Genomic DNA, 18157 nt, shown 5'->3' with positions numbered 1-18157 from the left:
GGCGGGATTGAAACACCCGGATATCTGAACCGAAATAGGCATTCCATCCGTAACGCACACGGGAAAGCTGCCCGACATGGGCAGAATGAACGGGTACTGCCCCTGAACAGGAAAACGCGCTCTTCGCCGGACACGACGCGGACGCCGAAAACCGGGGCGTCATCGCCTCGCTGATCGAAACCTGCAAGCTTAACAACGTCGATCCACATGTATATCTGACCGCAACGCTCTCAGCCATCGTCAACGGCCACAAACAAAGCCAGATCGACGATCTCTTGCCCTGGAACCTCGCTGCCCACGTGTGATCGAGTTACCGTTTACGTTTGAAATCCAAAAAACCGGGATCTCTATGCGGATCGCGGGTTAACGTGACAACACCTGCCATCAGCCAAACAGGCGCTAACTCAACGAAGGCCATAGGTCAAAAGTTTGCAACAGATCCAAAAACTTACAAGATTCATAGATTTGGATTCCCAACGGGGAAACCCACGTCCGAACATTGTCTTAAGTTCAAAGTTGAGCGCGACGCTAAAACCTTAGGCCCAAGCCTATGGAATAACCGTCAAAATCCTCGGCGATTACACCACTCAGCATTATCCGCCCGGCCTGAACCAATGGAACACCAATTCGGCTTGCGTCGAACTCGATGCCGACACCAGCAGTTGCCAACCAATCGGTGTCCAGAACCTTTGCGGCATCCCCTCGATAGTACACCAGTCCAGCATCCAGAACTAGGTGCGTGGGCAAGTTGAAGAACCTGACATCTTTCAAAGGATAGCGATGGCGAGAAAAAAGCGTCGTCTGGTTGGAGTTGGCCTTGGCCCCACCGGCTTGTGGTTCGTCAATTGGGTGAAACTCCAGAAACGTTTGGCGAAATCGGTATTCTGCCTGCCAAAGGCCAACCTGGGTCTCCTTGAATACGGCGACAGATGCCCCTAATCCCAGTGCATTCAGGTTTCCGTCAACTGAATCCGCCGACTGCGAATTGACCGGAAGCAACGGGAAGTCAATAATTGAAGCATCAGCCGTAACATGGCCGAATGATACATGCCCGACCGGACGAATGCGCCAGTCGTTTTTCAACGGAAACTCCCAGCCTAAACCAAAGGTTGCCGCTACACTTGCCCAGGTCACGTCCACATCGACACCAGGTGCAATTTCTGGAAAGAAAAGCACCGGGTTGTATTTCTGATAAGCCACAAGCCCTTCAAGATATAAGCCATTTTCGAGCGGGTGATACCCGCCTCGGAGTTGGCTTGATCTAAGGCTTTTTGTGTCGCCTGTTGCCCTTAGAAAAGAAAAAGAAGACATTGTTTCGTTTGGGGTGGCAGCAATACTCAAAACTGACAATGCTGCGCGTGCCGCCGCTTCTGAAGCATCCGGATCAGTACTTTGCGCTGTCGCAGCACAGCCTACACTCATAGCCAAAATCGCCACGCAGGCACGATCTTCTCTCATTTTGCCTTTGAAGGTAAACGATTCACCGAATGACCTCATGCACTCCGGTTAAAATGCGTAGGCAAGCGACAGCAGGGTCGCGAAGCCTTCCGTCGTGTTTCGGTTGTCAAATTCCTTCCCCATGCGCAAGGCGATCTGAGCGCCTGGAAGATCTTTGGGTTTCCAGACACCTTCAGCTCCGATTAGGTTGATCTCATATTTTGAGGGATTGCCTCCGGGTGTACCGCTTTGCTTTGAAACTTGGAATGATCGTGCCGCCAAAAGCCCCAGACTGAAGCCCCGGGCGACTTCTTTTCCAAAAGCAAACTCCAATGACAGGACGTCACCTGGGCGAATATCGGTGGTTTTCTGGCGTCCGAACGTTTCGTAACGTGCCTGAAACGTTGCCGCCCAAGGCAGGCTTGCGTCCTGCTGCCATGTTGATCCTACGAACAGCATGTGGCTCCAAAGGCCCTTGCCGGTGTTGGTGCTTCCACCCGCTTCAAATTCTCCGGTTGGGGCCCAAAAGGTGTAGGATGTTTGAAAGTGCCAGGTATTGTGATGCCACCCCAACGCGATTGGTGTGACAACTGTGTCTCCCAGATGGTAGTCTGTCCCCGACCCGGGTTCAGGCCGCAATATCTGATCTCGGTAAGTCAGGACAACGCCTGCCGCATAATCGGCCCCGAGTATCCTGACGTCACGAAAAACATATCTGAAGGTCAACCGGGCCGCGTTGACTGTGGGCGTTGGTGCACCGATGTCATCTCCGTTGTCATCGACATAACGTTGGATATCGTAGTTGATCCACCCATTTTCGATTACCCTAGTTCCCTGAGGAGGCAGTACAGCAGAGGTTTGTCCCAACCCGCCACCCAACCCGTAGCTTCCCGCAATTGGAAACTGAGCCGCCGCTGTGCCGCCGATTATCGAAGCTGCAATGAATGTCAGAGCGCCGAGAACCGCTGAAACCTGTGTCGAAACAGGGAAAAATGCACGTGCTGAAATTGAAGATGGGACAACTTGCCAAAACCGCTTCATAATGGAACACCTCGCCGCCTTTGTAAGGCGATCATAATCAAATTTGTTTATTTGTTAATAGGCCGTGACTTGCTCCCCAAGGTCGTTAACTATTTTCGTTAGAAACAGTTGAGTGGCACCGACGGCAGCCTCGACCATTTGACGACCGCAAATTCAATCAATGTTCCTGGTTGTTTTGCATGGTTTCAATTCCCTTGCTTGCCGTTGACGCCGCGCACGCGATTTGTTGTATAATTAAACAAGCAGATTGATGCGGTTGACCTGTATACGCGAAAAAACCGAGCCACGGAGCGGCCCCGTTCGCACCCATCTAAATCCCTCTCGATTTGGACCGATTGAATGACAGTCGCGAAATCACAGTATAAAGCGCCACGACGAGCAGCAACATTGGTAATGGCCGTGATCGGTGCAAGCTTATTCCTGCTCTTCCTTTCTCGGGACCTTCCCGGCGGGTTGAGTGACGAGTGGGCGAAACAGAACTTCAGGCTGGTGACACGCTACGTGATTGCGATGACGTTGGGTGGGGCGTTCATGGGGTTTCTGCTTGCTCCGATGTTTGGTCGTTCAGGCGTTGGGGGATGGGTGACAGCATTGGTTGGCGGACTTTTGTCAACATTGATTGCAGGCGCATTCGGCAGCTTTCTTGGATTATTGCCCGACCTGCTTGCCGATGGCTGGCAGGCAAGTGATTTCGTTTCAATATTATTTGGGTTTGCGGTTTTGCCACTTGCTGCGGCCGAAAATTTCAGTTCGTCTTTGATTTGGCTGGTAATGGTGATTGCGGCACATATTCTTTCCCTCTTCGAGCGCAGAAAGAACACGGTGCACCGTTGATGCTTGTTGGCCTTAAAAGCTCAACACTAAAGCGTTTCAGGATTAGCCTGAGGTATGCTCGGCAGCCTTGAAGTGACCCGCTCCGGGTTTTCCGGAGGCTCCAAATCAAGGAAAGATTGGAGCCATTAAAAAGACAACAGAGCGAACCGCTATTCACCTGAGACACGTACTCGGGTCGTGCGGATAATGCTCGACAATCAAGTCAGCTACGAAAGCGAGGCAGTGGCGATCTGGACGAATTCTGTTTTTGTCCCGCCCCAAGTTCTCGCCTACAGGCGTCTGATGGTTCGGAATGTGGAGTATTCGATTTGGCCCTGAATTCAGATTGTGCAGGCGGTACCGAATCCTTTTGGTCTCGCAGATCATGTCGACCTACATCCGTCGCGAATATGATGTGTCCCAATTCCAGGGCTGCGAAAGGGTCGCACTATCAAACCTTGGGATCAAACATCTGGGCCAAAACGAAAAAAGAGGCACCTCCATAATGTGGGGTGCCTCTGAAGTTCGGTCGTATTGACCGCGACTATAGTCCATCCCGGTGGCGGAATTGTCCATCCATAATCGTTGCTTGAACCTTGGTCGTCAGCAGCTCTTCGGGATTATCCAGTTCCAGAATGTTTCGGTCCAGAACTACGATATCGGCCAATTTCCCCACCTCTAGAGAGCCCAGCTTGTCTTCCATTCTCAATTGCCAAGCAGGATTGATTGTTACGGCCTCAATCGCCTGCATCAGGTCCAGCGGGGCAGCACCATTTGGGAACTTCTTAGAGTTCGCAGGGTCCAGGGGGTTCTTGAACGTAACCGCAGTATAGATCTGATAGAGCATACTGTTGGTCGACATCGGCGCGGATGGGTAATCTCCTGCAAGGCTGACGCTGACCCCGGCATCGGCCAGTGGCCTGTATTGAGAAACACGCTCGTTCGTGCGCGTGTCACCCAACATGCTGAGAAAGTCCTGATCCTGCCCAGCCCAATCCACCGAAAAAATCGGAGTGATGTTTACCGGAATGCTGTTGTCGATCATGCGTTGCTGGTCATCAGGATGAACGATCTGATAGTGATGCAGCGCATTGCGCTCGTCCGCGTTGCCGGAGTCGCGCGACGCAAGGATCGCGTCAATCATCCCACGCACAGTGCCCGACCCTTCAACATGGGCAAAAACATCTAGACCTTGGTCGTTTGCGGCCTTGACGACCTCTTTCATCTGATCCGGTTTCACCGCCGAGATGCCTATATTGTCTGTTCCCTCGAACGGCTCCAGCATCAGAACCGCGCCGGCACTCCATGTCCCTTCGGGGTGTAACTTGATGCCATGTACGCGAAACAAGTCACCGTTGTACTTGTCGGCCATTGCACGTGCCCGCGCCGCAAATTCAACCGGATCGGCTGTCGCGTCCTTGTAGGCCGGTTGAACAAACGTTCGCACTGGCAAATCACCGTCGGCGAGCGCTTTTTCAAGCACCTTCATGGAAACCTCCAAATCATCGAACATGCCAGGTGCGTTTGTGAAATTCGGAGTGACAACACCAGGAATCAGTGCTGTTGTTGTGCCGCCTGCGACCACTTGTGGCTGAAGTTTTTCGCGGCTTTCCTCGATCATTCGCTCGGGTTCCCAAGCGACTTTCGTATAGACAGGGAACCACGAACCTTCCTTCCCGACGCCCAATGGGTTTCCGTCGTCATCCCTGATCCAGTAAGTAACCCCTGGCACCGGGTCCGGCGTATCTTTGGTGATGTTTCCTGCTTCGAGCGCTTTGGTGTTCAGCCAGGCATCGTGAATGGTGAAGTCGATGATAATCGCGATCTTGTCGGGGATGATTTCATCCAACTCAGCGGCAGTCGGCGCCCCCCCCATAAGGGTTGCATTGTATCCTTGGCCGACAACGATCGGCAGATCCGGGTTTTCCGCCACGTAGTCCCGCAGCATCTGCAGTGTTTCTTCTTTGTCTTTTGCCGCATTCAGATCGACGCCTAGTGTCGACCAAGCGGAGCCAAGAACATGGTCGTGGGCGCTGACATAGCCGGGGAGCACCATCTTGCCGGTCAGATCAAGGACTTCGGTGTTCTCGCCAGTCAAGCTTTCCACGCCATTCACGTCGCCAACATACACGATCTGATTGCCTCGTACGGCAACGGCTTGCGCCTCGGGATTTTCTTTGTCCATTGTCAGGACGAAAGCATTTTTCAAAACCAGGTCTGCGGCATCCTGAGCATGAGCAAGGCTGGCACATAGCGCCAGTACACTGGCAGAAATAAACTTCATCTGTTGTCTCCCCTGTTAGTCGTTCCATCATATATGAATAATATCAATTTGCCATCGAGAATGTGGAACTGCGCCACCCTTACTGAACTGGTCCACCGTTATGTTTAGGAGGCTCTGCTGCGAAGTTTCCGGGCGGCCCTCTCGACCATGTTCTTCGACGCTGCTACCATCGGCCTGTATGAACCCGATACAAGTTGGTGCTAGGGAGTGTGAAAGCATTGACCGAAATTCAACCAGATGAGGAAGCCGTCACTGCACAACTCAATCGCATTCTTTCCTCTTCGGATTTCACCGCCGGGCCACGGGTTCAAAGGTTCCTGACCCACCTTGTGAAGGAAGAACTCGCCGGACGTGGAGATCTCCTTAAGGGCACTGCACTGGCAATGGATGTTTTCGGTCGCGACGCCAGTTTCGACCCTAACAGCGATCCCGTCGTCCGGCTCGAAGCGATCAAGTTGCGAAAGGCACTCGAACACTATTACCTGACCTCGGGCGCCGGAGACCAGTTGGTGGTATCGGTGCCAAAGGGGCACTATCGGCCTTGCTTCGAAACGCGACCTCCAGTTCGGGCCAAGGTAATAAGGACCCCGCAGACGGAGTTGCCCAAGCTGGCTATCCTGGGTTTTACCGGAGAAGATGGAGAAAAGGCGCGATTGTACCGAGACGGACTTCCCGAGGAGATCGCACTTGAGCTGGCGCGCTTTGGCCATCTGCGCGTGATTTCCGGTTGGCATGAGAGCGTGATCGCATCTGACAACAACAATTCGGCCCTTGCAGGAGGGGTCGACTACATATTGCGTGGCAACGTTCGCGAGGCCGGTGGGAACCTTCGCATTTCAGTCCAGTTGAGCCGGCTTCCTGATGAGACCTTGATCTGGTCAGACCGGTTTCGGATCGAGTCCAACTATGCCGATGTATTCGGACTTCAGGAGGACATCGCGTGCCAATGTGCGAGACGGTTGGCTGATGCCTACGGTATCGTCGCCGAAGATCTGAACGCGCAATATACCGGCCGCAGTGCTACGGATGCAGGCGTCTATGAAGCGCTTCTGGCGTTTCATGCACACGTAGGTACATCACGACTTGATAGCCTGAAGGAGTTTCAGGAGCTCGCAGAAGGCGCCCTCCGGCACAACCCATCGAGCGGTCTCGCCCATGCTTTGGTTGCGATAGCATTGATCGAAGCAGCGACACTCGGCGCAACCCCGATCGAAGATGTGATCGAGCCGGGAAGAATCCACGCTGAGAAGGCCATCGCTCTGGCTCCCAATTGCCAGGAGGCGCTTTTTGCCTCAGCAGCCTTTACCCAAGCACAGGGGGACGCTGCACGGTACCGAAATCTAATCTCGCGTGCCGTCGATGCTAACCCAAACGCGACGCTGATGATGGCATTGGTCGGTGGCTGGCTCGCCAAGTCGGGTGACATCGAAGACGGCCTTGCGCTTGTGCGAGAAGCGCGCGAACGCAACCCGTTGCTGCCAATCTGGGTGTCCATATCGCTCGCGATGGAACCATTGATCGCGGGAGATTATTGCACGGCCTCCGATCTTGTCCGTGACATTGACGCGCGCGATGCGATCTACGACTGGTTACTGATCGCGGTCACGCATGCGCTGGCCGGGGAGCTCGAAAGTGCCCGCGCCGCGATCGCGACATTCACAGAACGCGGCGTCGATCCCACAGACTATGCAGCGAAAATTATGATGGACGATCGGCTACGTGCGCGAATTGACGAGGGACTGAAGAGGCTTGAGGCGAGCCGATTCGTCGAGGTGCGAGGCGAGTAGATAGGTTTCATTGCAAAGTTTTAGGTCGGTCAAATAGATTTGCGATCGCTATGGGTTCAGATTGCCAACTCGTCGGATTGACGAAACGGGCAGAGTCGAGGGGATCTGTTGCTAAGTTTTGACTGCTGACGCTCATAAGTGCTTCGAGTGAATGGATGTCAAAATATTGAAGTCGAAAGTCTGTTTATGATCTCCTTCAAAGGCGCACAGTATCCGAATGATGTGATTCTCTTCGCAGTGTTCTTGAGTTACCCCCTAAATTTACCCGGTAGTCGATGACGGCAGACAGTTTTCTGAACCGAGTAAAACTGGGCAATGGATCGGAATTACAGAGATGGGCTCGGGCTCTCGAAACCCCTACCAGTCACAAAAAGGCGTTGTCGCTCTTGCCAAAAGACTTGCGATCCTGATGCTCGGCATCTGGACACACGAAAAAACTTTTAAAATGAAGGAGGCATAATCAGAGTAACGGGGATTAAGGCCATCAATAAAATGCTCAAAGACTTTGTCTGCACGATCCCGATTGAGATGGTGAGGCGGAAATACTTGAACAATATCGTGGAACAGGACCATCGTTTCATCAAGAGACGCACGCGGCCAATGCTGGGGTTCAAGGCCTTCGCTTCAGCGGCGGCAACGCTCGACGGAATTGAAGTGTCGTACATGATCCGCAAGGGCCAACTCAAGCCTTGACTCTGTCCATTTCAGCAGTTCGCTGAGCTCGCCGTCTGACTCACAGGCGATTGCTGATACAACTCAACGGGCTCACATCTTTGCAACAAATCCCCTACAAGTGGTCTGTGCGAAAAGGTTTCGACCACGTCAGAAGCGCACTAAAAAGGCGCGACGGAGACCAACACGCACTTCGAACTGATCGGCGGACCCATTACGAACGATGGGTGAGCCGGCAGCCGCGTCTTGAAACCTTTCGTATTTGGCACCAACTTCCAGCCACCAAGTATCGGCGAACCTGTGGGTGACGACGAGTTCCAACCCTGCACTGACCAACCCTCCAGCTGGGTCGTAGGCGGTGTATTGACTGCGCATGGCTTCGTCCGGCGTAATTCCGAAATAAGTCTGATTATATTTGTCTGTACCGAACAGCAGTCGCGGCCCGAAGCGCACTGTCATTCGATCCATCGGGCGCGCTATGTAATTGGCTTCGATTGCGGCGACGAAACTGTCGTGCCCGCCCAGCCCATACCGAAGATCCGCAAAAATTTCGGCGTTCCGCGAAACATATCCGACCCCTGCGCCGATTTCGATGGATAGACCGACATCTTCCAGGCCAGTCAGCTCTGGGTAGTCGGAAGAGTCCCGTGGCGGAACATATCGCGCTGATAGCCTGGGAATGAACCCGGGAGGAAATACCAATGGATCTTCCGTCAGGACCGGATCGCCATACCGAAGAAACTGAGAAAACAGAAACGGAACTTCGACACTTCCCATTGGATAAAGCTGCTGGCTATTCGCTCCGAAATACTCCGGAACAACCTGTGCGCCCAGAACACCTGTGACGATCATCGACGTCTGTCGCCCGCCATCCTCCACTGTGACGCGTTCGCCGGGACCTATCACGGTAACTTCTGCGAATGACTGAATGGGAGTAGATATCAGAGCTACTGCCAGTACTAGACCAACACCTGCTCTGATCGGCGACCGTTTTGTATCAACATATGGGAAACAACGATTTGCAGCTTCGACCAGAATACATAGTACTTTCAATTCTGGCGTAACCGCGCGCGAACGATAGGGAATGTTTGGCTGTGAAGGGTCTGCAGGTATTGTCCGATTCATGCACGCGCCTCCGTTTTGTTGCCCCAATTGGGCCCACTGTCCGAGTAAGAAGCCCTGGACGCTATTCTTTGCCTCAAACGAATTCTAATGGAACAATATAAGAGGTACTTCGGATGAAGGCCTTTCAAAGCAACGTCGTACGAGACCAACCGAGCGCCCAAAGCCTATCAGACCATGTTGGTTTGACAAGACCGGCGATCGTGTTCGCCGGATCGGCGTAGGGCTAGTACGAACATACCTTTAACAGGGCGGTTACGCACTGAAGAGGTGCGACAGCCCACACTGGCTGCGAAAACCATCCTGGACGTTGCCGGTCTGTGACTGGGCCTCAACGCAATGGCTAGCGCTGCTGTGGGGTTTGTCGCTCTTCTGGCGGTGCTACGTCTTGATATGATTAGTGTCGCGCTGTATCGCGCCATCTGGGCCGCTTTTCTGATCGCGGGAAACTATTTCTGCAACTGGTTCGGCCACGAAGGAAGCCAGAACACACATTTTCAGATGCTGAACTGGGGTATAGCCAATTCAGTTGGTCTGATCCGTCAGGCGATCTACTTTGCCTGACGTAAATCAAGTTGTACTACTCCACGCTGTTTCTTTGGGCAAAGTCAGAGCCATCAGGCAACCGATCCGCATACGGAACCAACTTGCTCAAACGCGGCGGCGTCTTGAACCTCGGTTCTACAGCACCTTCGCGCGGATACTTTCTGACGGTGTTGCGAGACAGCCCCGTGCGCCGTTAATTATCGCGGATTGGCATTTTGTCACGCAATGCCCAGCGTCGTATGACACTCAAAAAATTCCATGCCGATCACTACAAGTCTCCCCAAACAAAATCCTCTGAGCAATGTGTTCACAAAGGTCAATTCTCAGTGAAAGCTATCAGGCCTACCGGGTCACTTTTCAGTGGAAATCAACAATCATGTGAGGCCGGAGAAATGAGTGCTGGCTAAATGATCTCAGGCGCCAAGAAAACTCTTTATGAAGGGACCTGTCCACAAATGGCGATACCATGGGGATAAACCACTGACCTGTTGACGGATTCTTCTAATATTCACCACAAGTGTTGGCGAAACATCAACGGAAGGATATTGGAAGAGCAGATTGATGTCACATCAGGACTGCAAAATATGACGACGCTGAATTCAGATAGCAGAAAACGGCTGGAAAGACGCTCTCTCAGCGTGGCCATGTGGGGAAACCTTTTCATGGCCGCCGCGGGGGTGCTGGCTGGTATGTTGTCGAATTCAAACGCGATCATGATGGACGGACTGTTCTCCCTGGTCGGGTTCGGCTCGGCGCTGCTTGGGCGTCGAATCAGTCGTCGCATCGATGCGGGTCCGGACAAGGTACGCCCTTTCGGCTACGCCGCTGACGAGGCTATTTTTGCGACATTTCGCTCACTGTCTCTTCTCGGCTTGGTCTTGTTCGCAATAACGAATGCGATCAAGAATATCTACAACTACCTCAACGGCATAATGCCTGAGCCGTTGAACTTTGCGCCGATGATCATCTACTTCGCCGGGATTGGCCTCACATGCACCTTCATGTGGGGCTTCCATCATTTCACCTGGCGCCGAATGGGAAAGAACAGCTCGATCCTGCGGCTCGAGTCCAAGGCTGCGATGTTCGACGGGCTGATCACGGCGGCGGCAGGTGTAGGGCTGGGTGCCGTCTACTTGTTCCGCGACGGTCCGCTGGCACCAGTTGCGCCGGTGGGCGACTCGGTAATCGTCCTAGTACTGTGCTTGTTGGCGGTCGGAACCTACGTCACAGATTTTCGCAGAGGATTGGGTGAATTGGCGGGCGTCAGCGCAAGCCCCGGAGACATCGCTGCAGCCCGACGGGCTTTGCGTGCTGCTATTGTTCAGGATGGAGGATCACTACAGGATCTGTCCGTCACCAAACTTGGGCGAACATTCCTGATTACAGTCTATTACAATCCCGGCCGGCCGATTTCTGCGTCTGTTATCGACGACCTGAACCTGCGCATGATCCGTGATACGCGCGAAGCACTGTCCGGCGCAGATGTGCTGCTCGTGATCACGGAACACTCAAGGCGCTGGCCGGATTCACTGAACCCTCTTTAACTAGGGTCAGGATGCATTGATTTTCGCTTCGTTGCGTGATTCACGGCTCGAAAACGGAGCGGTGATATGAGCGACCTTTATTGGCTGACAGACGAGCAGATGGCCAGACTTTCCCCTTTCTTCCCGTGGTCGCATGGCAAGCCGCGGGTCGATGGCAAGAGGGTGCTGAGCGGGATTATCTTCATCAATCGCAATGGGTTGCGGTGGCGTGACGCACCCAGAGAATACAGGCCGCACAAGACGCTTTATAGCCGGTGGAAGCGTTGGAGTGAGAAAGGTATCTTCGCTCGGATGATGGCCGGCCTGGCAGCCGAACACGGCGCGGAAAAGACCGTGATGATCCCCTCTCATCGAAACTGCGTTTCGACTGCCGGGCAGTGGACGCGACCTATCTGAAAGCACATCGTACCGCGACCAGCATGGCCGCGAAAAAGGGGGGCGTGGCCGCCTGATTCACTGCCCGGCAGGCGCATCCGAAGGATGCTGCCGAGAGGGGCCGAACCAAGGGCGGCGTGAATACCAAGCTGCATGCCATTTGCGATAGCCAAGGTCGCCCGCTCAACCTGTTCGTTACCGCCGGGCAGGTCAGCGATTACATCGGTGCTCGGGCTCTGCTCAGCAGCATACCAAATGTGGACTGGCTGCTCGGGTGATCGTGGCTATGACGCCGACTGGTTCCGAGACGCCTTGAAAGACAAAGGGATACGCGCCTGCATCCCTGGTCGAAAGCAACGCAAGGCGCCGGTCAAATACGACAAGCGCAGATACAAGCGGCGAAACCGCATCGAGATCATGTTTGGCAGGCTCAAGGATTGGAGGCGCGTGGCAACACGCTATGATCGTTGTCCCAAGGTCTTCCTATCAGCCATCGCGCTCGCGGCTCTAGTCATCTACTGGTTATGAATCCTGACCCTAGACAGGCCGCCTGTCTGCAAGGTGCTCGATCGAAAGAGTCCCGATTTGCGCGAAGGTGCCAAATGACCTGAAGCATTGGATAACGGGTCACCGCGCGGGGTTGGGTGCTCAGTCATCTGTTCCCGTTTCGGAAGCGTGGATTTGATAAGTAGGGCGCTTTTTTGGGCAGGCTCTGAACAGAAGGTTCGGTGCGAAGAGTGGAGCGGAGTGCCCGCGATAGATCGATTTGCGCCGGGCGAACCGCCAAGGTGTGCAAGGTCAGGTCACACGTGCGCGTTGATCCTCGATCCCCATTGAGATCAGCGAAGGTTCTTCGCGTTGGCTGGTCTGAAAGCTTGCTTTGTCCTGCATCTTGTCCCAATTGCTCAGGATCAAACATTGCGCGACGGCTCCGCCCAGTGTGGTTCCCGGTCCGGTGACGATGAACATGTCGGGTGCGAACTCTTTCGCGGCCTGTGATACGGCCTTTGTGAAATCATAGGTTTCGGTCACCTGATGACCCAAGGTGTAGCCCCAAAGCGCATCCAGATCACAGGCTCCGGGCCACCAGATCTGACCACGGCCATCTATCATGGGCAAATTGGGTTGGCGGAACAGATCTGCGGCAAGACGGGCGCGACCGGCTTCGGCAACTGGGCGTTGCAGATGTGAATGAAACCCTGCGTGATTGGCCAGCCGCATCGGAAATCGTTCCTGCACCACAGGCACCTTGTTTTCAAAGGCGGACAACCCAGCTTCATCCCCGGCCAGAACCAGCATCCCGCCCAGATCAATTGACAGGGTGAGGGTTGCGCCGGTGCCGTCGAGCTCAGCGACCAAAGACAGCAGTTCGGCCTTGCGTGCCGGGTTCGGCTGCCAGTCGGCATCCATGAAAGGATAGATCAACTGGCCGCCAATCAGGCTCTGCTGCATGAGTGTTCCCATGGTGTTGACCACCTCGAACCCTGCCTCGGCGGTCAGAGCGTCCCCGCAGGCCAGGGCTGAATACCAGCCCATCGAGTTTCCGGTCACAGCCACCACGTCGATCTTCTCCGGATCGATGGCACGAAAATCGCCCAGCGTGGCGGCATAGATCAAGGCCGAGGCATTGTCTCCGCGCGTGTGCTTTGCCACGGAATACCGTGTTGCGCCGTCCAGTTCGCTTAGGGTTTCCTGACCCTGTGCGCGCCGCATGCCATCGAAATGTGCCAGCAGGGCCTTGTCGGTAAAATGCCGACCCAGAACACCCAATTCGGGTTTGTTATAGGTTCCGCGCCCCGGACAGATGACAACAGCGGTTTGTTTCGCAGACCTCATTTGCCCGTCTCCATAAGGGATCTTGCTGCGGCCTCGATGCTGTCTTTCGATGGCATGGTCGCGGCATAGGCCGGGCCGGTGGCAATAAAGCTGTCTTCGGCGGTAATACGAGCCATCGGCACATCAGTGGTTTCGTGGAAATGGGCCATCAGGGCTTCGGCCACGCCGCCGTGATGCCGGGTTTCATCGACGATCAATATCCGCTTGGCGCCGCTTACGGCCCGGGTCAGCGCGTCTTTGGGAAGCGGCGACAACCAGCGCATGTCAATTATCCGGGTTTTTGTCCCGTCGGCCTCCAGCGATTTGCGCGCCTGATGGCTGAGGTAGACGCCATTGCCAAAGGTAACGATGGCCAGATCGTCGCCATCTCCATCCACGCCGACCTCGCCGAAACCGATCCTTTCGGATGGGTCGGGGTAAGTGTGCATCCAGCCTGCGTCCCCGGCTTCGTGCAGGTCCCGCATCGGGTAGAGCGCGATGGGTTCCAGAAACACGACCAACCGCTGTTCTTCCCGGGCCAGCCGCACGCATTCACGCAGCATTCGTGCAGCGTCGGAGCCGTTCGATGGGCAGGCCAGGATCAGCCCCGGAATATCGCGCAAAACCGCGACCGAGTTGTCATTGTGGAAATGCCCGCCAAAGCCCTTTTGATACCCCAGCCCGGCGATGCGAACGACCATCGGGTTGGTGTACTGACCGTTCGAGAAGAAGGGTAGGGTGGCTGCTTCGCCGCGCAACTGGTCTTCGGCGTTGTGAAGATAGGCCAGGAACTGGATTTCCGGCATGGGCGTAAACCCGTTTTGGGCCATCCCGATGGCGAGGCCCAGAATCGACTGTTCGTCTAGCAGCGTGTCGATCATCCGGTCGGGTCCGAAACGGGCCTGAAGCTTTTGCGTCACGCCATAGACACCGCCTTTGCGCCCGACATCTTCGCCCATCATCACGATCTCGCCGTGTTCAAGCATCAGGTCGCTCAGGGCCCAGTTGATCAGGCGCGACATGATCTGGGGTTCAGCATGTGCTTTGAGGTCGCCGCCGAATACCTCAGCCCGATGTTCAGCTGACGGGCCATTGGTCGGGGCACAGGGGCGTGCGGGCGGGATCAGGCTGGCCATCACGTCACCTGCGGTTTTCAGGCGAGGGCGGGTGATCGCCTTGTCGGCGACGCGCGCTACGCGGTCGCAGGTGTCGGTGTATACCTTCAACGCGTCATCCGGTTGCATCGAACCCGATTGTTCAAGCAGACGGACGGAGTGCAGCAGGGGGTCGTTCGACTCTTCAGCTTCGACCTCGGATTTCGGCATATACGTGGTGGGCATATCTGCTCCGGCGTGGCCATACAGGCGCACCGTGCGGATGTGCAGAAATGCGGGTTTCTTACGGCTGCGGACATAGGCGGCGGCTTCTTGAGCGACACGGTAGGTTTCGAAAACATCGAGCCCGTCGCACGAGAAATACCTCAGTCCCGGTCGATGAGAGAATGTCGCGGCAATCCAGCCTTGTGGTGTCTTGGTCGAAATTCCGATCCCGTTGTCCTCGCAGCAAAACAGCAGCGGCAGGGGAACCGACTGGTAAGATGTCCACTGTGCAGTGTTGAATGCGCCTTGCGCGGTGGAATGATTGGCCGAGGCATCACCAAAGGAACAATAGACGATGGCGTCGTCCGGCATTTCTGCATGTTCTGGTTTGTGACGGCGGGCTGCCCCGATTGCATAAGCCGCGCCGACTGCTTTGGGCAGGTGGCTGGCAATGGTCGAGGTCTGCGGCGGGATGCAAAGCGCTTTTGACCCCAACACCTTGTGCCGCCCACCGCTGATCGGATCATCAGAGGATGAAGCGAAGGACAACAGAATATCCCATGTCGGGCTCTGCCCCGGCACCTGATCGGACCGGGCGATCTGAAACGCGGCGTCGCGGTAGTGCAGAAAAGCAGGGTCTGTCGGGCGCAGGGCTGCCGCCACGGCGGCCATCCCTTCGTGACCAGAGGAGCCAATGGTATAGAATCCCTGACCCGCTTTCTGCATTGCCCGGCTTTGGCGGTCCAATGCACGGCTGAGACATTGCGCGCGATATAGCCCGACTGCTACGGACGCTGTCAGTGGGCCAGACGGCGTCGCGCCAGCGGGGAAATCCCGTGCCGCAACCCGGCGCAGGAAATTGTCATGCACAATGGTTGCGCGATCCATCTTTGTCGTCCTCAGGCGAAGGCTTGCAGGCCCGTTTGCGCGCGACCCAGGATCAGGGCGTGAACATCATGAGTGCCTTCATATGTGTTCACGGTTTCAAGATTCACCATGTGGCGGATCACGTGGAAATCCTGGCTGATGCCATTGCCACCGTGCATGTCACGTGCGTGGCGTGCGACCTCAAGTGCCTTGCCGCAATTGTTGCGCTTGATCAGACTGATCATTTCTGGCGCTGCGCGGGCTTCGTCCATCAGGCGACCCACGCGCAGAGCGGCCTGAAGGCCCAAGGCGATTTCCGTCTGCATGTTCGCAAGCTTCAGCTGGAACAGCTGCGTTTGCGCCAAAGGGCGACCGAATTGTTTTCGGTCCAGACCATATTGCCGTGCGGCGTGCCAGCAGGCCTCAGCTGCGCCCATAGATCCCCAGGCGATACCGTATCGTGCACGGTTTAGGCAGCCAAACGGCCCTTTCAGACCTTCGACACCCGGCAACAGAGCATCTTCCCCGACCTCGACATTGTTCATCACGATCTCACCTGTGATCGAGGCACGCAGCGACAGTTTGCCTTCGATCTTCGGGGCTGAAAGACCGGGTGTGCCTTTTTCAAGTACGAAACCCTTGATCTTGCCGTCATGCGCGTCTGATTTGGCCCAGACGACAAACACGTCAGCAATGGGCGCGTTCGAGATCCACATCTTTGACCCGTTGAGGACATAGCCTCCATCAGTCTTTTTCGCGACGGTTTTCATGCCGCCGGGGTCCGAGCCCGCATCGGGCTCGGTCAGGCCAAAGCAGCCAATAGACTCCCCGCTGGCCAGTTTCGGAAGGTATTTCCGGCGCTGTTCATCCGTTCCGTAGGCATAGATCGGATACATGACGAGGCTGGACTGCACCGACATCATCGAGCGGTAACCGCTGTCGACCCGTTCCACTTCGCGTGCGACCAGACCGTAAGTGACATAGCTGGCACCGATGCCGCCGAATTCTTCGGGGATAGTCGTGCCCAGAAGGCCCATTTGACCCATCTCGCGAAAGATTTCGGGGTCTGTTTCTTCATTGGCGAAAGCCTGGGTCACACGGGGCAGCAGTTTGTCCTGCGCGTAGGCGTTGGCCGCATCGCGCACCATGCGTTCGTCTTCGGCCAGCTGGTCTTCCAGCAGAAAAGGGTCATCCCAAGTGAAAGGGCCAAGCTGGGGGCGGGATTGTGGTTTCATGAGAGTTTCCTTTCTACAGCGGCTTTGAGACGTGCAAGCCCCGCTGCAATTGTATCTTGGGCATAAGCAAAGCTCAGGCGAAAATGTCCGGGCAACCCGAAGGCGCGACCGGGAACCAGAGCGACACCGGCATCTTCCAACAACCAGGTGCAGAAGTCAGCGTCATTTTTGAACGGTCCTCCCTGATCCTCAAGCAGTCCGGCGCAGGAAGGAAAGGCGTAAAACGCCCCGTCGGGAGCCGCGCAGCGCAACCCCGGAACTGCGTTCAACCCTGCAACCACCAGATCACGGCGTTCGGTAAATATGACCCGGCGTTCTTCCAACAGGTCCGGGCTGCCGGTCAGCGCCGCAAGCGAGGCCCATTGTGCAATCGAACAGGCGCCCGATGTAACCTGCCCCTGAACGGCCACCATTGCCTTGATCATCTCGACCGGCCCGATCCCCCAGCCGATGCGCCATCCGGTCATGGACCATGCTTTGGCGACACCGTCGACGATCAACAGACGGTCGGCAAGGTCAGGGGCCGCCTCGGCCACTGAAACAAACGGAGTGAAGCTGAGATGGCGATAAATCTCATCCGCAAGAACCCAGACCTGTGGATGCCGAGACAGAACAGATGCGAGGGCGGCAATTTCATTCTGCGTATAGATTGCCCCCGACGGGTTCGACGGCGTGTTGAGCATCAGCCAGCGCGTGCGCGGTGTGATTGCGGCCTCTAACTGTTCCGGCAGAAGCTTGAATCCCTGATCCATCGGGCATGGCAGAATGACGGGCGTCCCACCCGCCATCCGCACAATGTCAGAATAGCTGGTCCAGTAGGGCGCGGGCATGATGACCTCGTCGCCGGGGTTCAGGCTGGCCAGCATCGCATTGGCAATCACCTGCTTGGCACCGGTGGACACAATGACCTGAGCCACTTCGGCTTTGGCCTGCCGGGCAACTTCGGCGCGCAGGTCGGGCACCCCGGCCGTCGGCGGGTATTTCGTCTTGCCGTCCAGCGCTGCCGCGTGGGCAGCTTCGACCACATGGGGCGGGGTCGGCAGGTCAGGTTCACCGGTCGACAGCGCCAGAACATCGCGCCCTTCCGAACGCAAGCGTGCGGCGGCCTCGGATATCTGCACGATTTCGGACAATTCGATACCGTTTAGTCGGTTTGCGCGGTGAAACACTGTCAATCTTCCTCTGGAGGTGACTGAGGTTCTATCTGCAAAGTAACTTGATAAAAATACGCTGTTTTGTATCGTTTCTGTGACTAAAACTCATAAGTGATATGCCCAGAATCAGCTCCCTCCCGTCTTTT

Annotated in this window: 12 protein-coding genes and 3 pseudogenes; 7 read left to right on the top strand and 8 right to left on the bottom strand. The window is 55.6% G+C overall.

Annotation, left to right across the window (positions count from 1 at the left end; genetic code table 11):
* Positions 1 to 98: 98 nt before the first annotated feature.
* Positions 99 to 305: pseudogene (locus ACR3FC_RS04355) on the top strand (transposase domain-containing protein); the annotation flags it as partial.
* A 223-nt stretch (positions 306 to 528) separates the two neighbouring features.
* On the opposite strand, the gene ACR3FC_RS04350 reads toward ACR3FC_RS04355, so the two are convergent.
* Together ACR3FC_RS04350 and ACR3FC_RS04345 are read right to left on the bottom strand one after the other, a co-directional pair.
* Entirely contained in the window at positions 529 to 1497 is a 969-nt protein-coding gene (locus tag ACR3FC_RS04350; RefSeq protein ID WP_480473578.1) for an autotransporter domain-containing protein, read from the bottom strand.
* 9 nt (positions 1498 to 1506) lie between these two features.
* Positions 1507 to 2478 carry a SphA family protein gene (locus ACR3FC_RS04345; protein WP_480473577.1) on the bottom strand — a complete coding sequence of 324 codons (972 nt, stop codon included), beginning with the start codon at positions 2476 to 2478 and terminating at the stop codon, positions 1507 to 1509.
* A 339-nt stretch (positions 2479 to 2817) separates the two neighbouring features.
* Here ACR3FC_RS04345 and ACR3FC_RS04340 point away from each other — a divergent pair, with 339 nt between their 5' ends.
* Positions 2818 to 3312 carry a hypothetical protein gene (locus ACR3FC_RS04340; RefSeq protein ID WP_480473576.1) on the top strand — a complete coding sequence of 165 codons (495 nt, stop codon included), beginning with the start codon at positions 2818 to 2820 and terminating at the stop codon, positions 3310 to 3312.
* Between the two features lie 523 nt (positions 3313 to 3835).
* Here the strand turns inward: ACR3FC_RS04340 and ACR3FC_RS04335 are convergent.
* Positions 3836 to 5575, bottom strand: a complete 1740-nt coding sequence (locus tag ACR3FC_RS04335) for an amidohydrolase (protein WP_480473575.1) — start codon at positions 5573 to 5575, stop codon at positions 3836 to 3838.
* 209 nt (positions 5576 to 5784) lie between these two features.
* Between ACR3FC_RS04335 and ACR3FC_RS04330 the strand changes: the two genes are divergently transcribed.
* On the top strand, positions 5785 to 7362 hold the full coding sequence (locus ACR3FC_RS04330; protein ID WP_480473574.1) for a hypothetical protein: 1578 nt from the start codon (positions 5785 to 5787) through the stop codon (positions 7360 to 7362).
* A gap of 471 nt (positions 7363 to 7833) precedes the next feature.
* A pseudogene (locus tag ACR3FC_RS04325) lies at positions 7834 to 8055 on the top strand (DDE-type integrase/transposase/recombinase); the annotation flags it as partial.
* Positions 8056 to 8184: 129 nt separating this feature from the next.
* Here ACR3FC_RS04325 and ACR3FC_RS04320 read toward each other — a convergent pair.
* Positions 8185 to 8940 carry a MipA/OmpV family protein gene (locus ACR3FC_RS04320; protein WP_480473573.1) on the bottom strand — a complete coding sequence of 252 codons (756 nt, stop codon included), beginning with the start codon at positions 8938 to 8940 and terminating at the stop codon, positions 8185 to 8187.
* A 555-nt stretch (positions 8941 to 9495) separates the two neighbouring features.
* Between ACR3FC_RS04320 and ACR3FC_RS04315 the strand changes: the two genes are divergently transcribed.
* The 3 genes and pseudogenes from ACR3FC_RS04315 (at position 9496) to ACR3FC_RS04305 (ending at position 12149) form a co-directional block, all read left to right on the top strand.
* The gene (locus ACR3FC_RS04315; protein WP_480473572.1) at positions 9496 to 9720 is read left to right on the top strand and encodes a hypothetical protein; all 225 of its coding nucleotides are present in this window, start codon (positions 9496 to 9498) and stop codon (positions 9718 to 9720) included.
* A 527-nt stretch (positions 9721 to 10247) separates the two neighbouring features.
* Positions 10248 to 11246 (top strand): cation efflux transmembrane domain-containing protein, encoded by a 999-nt coding sequence (locus ACR3FC_RS04310; RefSeq protein ID WP_480473571.1) that lies wholly within the window; start codon positions 10248 to 10250, stop codon positions 11244 to 11246.
* Positions 11247 to 11312: 66 nt separating this feature from the next.
* Positions 11313 to 12149 (top strand): annotated as a pseudogene (locus ACR3FC_RS04305) (IS5 family transposase).
* A gap of 270 nt (positions 12150 to 12419) precedes the next feature.
* Here the strand turns inward: ACR3FC_RS04305 and ACR3FC_RS04300 are convergent.
* The 4 genes from ACR3FC_RS04300 to ACR3FC_RS04285 are packed head-to-tail and all read right to left on the bottom strand — an operon-like array spanning position 12420 to position 18026.
* Positions 12420 to 13457 (bottom strand): ACP S-malonyltransferase, encoded by a 1038-nt coding sequence (locus tag ACR3FC_RS04300; RefSeq protein ID WP_480473570.1) that lies wholly within the window; start codon positions 13455 to 13457, stop codon positions 12420 to 12422.
* Positions 13454 to 15643 carry a dehydrogenase E1 component subunit alpha/beta gene (locus ACR3FC_RS04295; RefSeq protein WP_480473569.1) on the bottom strand — a complete coding sequence of 730 codons (2190 nt, stop codon included), beginning with the start codon at positions 15641 to 15643 and terminating at the stop codon, positions 13454 to 13456. The genes ACR3FC_RS04300 and ACR3FC_RS04295 overlap by 4 nt, the downstream gene beginning before the upstream one ends.
* Positions 15644 to 15654: 11 nt before the next feature.
* Complete coding sequence (locus ACR3FC_RS04290) at positions 15655 to 16857, bottom strand: acyl-CoA dehydrogenase (RefSeq protein WP_209508024.1); 1203 nt, start codon at positions 16855 to 16857, stop codon at positions 15655 to 15657.
* Positions 16854 to 18026, bottom strand: coding sequence for a pyridoxal phosphate-dependent aminotransferase (locus ACR3FC_RS04285; protein ID WP_480476799.1), 1173 nt, complete (start codon positions 18024 to 18026; stop codon positions 16854 to 16856). Before ACR3FC_RS04285 ends, ACR3FC_RS04290 begins: the two co-directional genes overlap by 4 nt.
* Positions 18027 to 18157: the final 131 nt, after the last annotated feature.

This window comes from Ruegeria sp. AF3, assembly GCF_056536285.1.
Note: the sequence above shows the minus strand (reverse complement) of the source record. Positions and strands in the feature narration are given on the sequence as shown.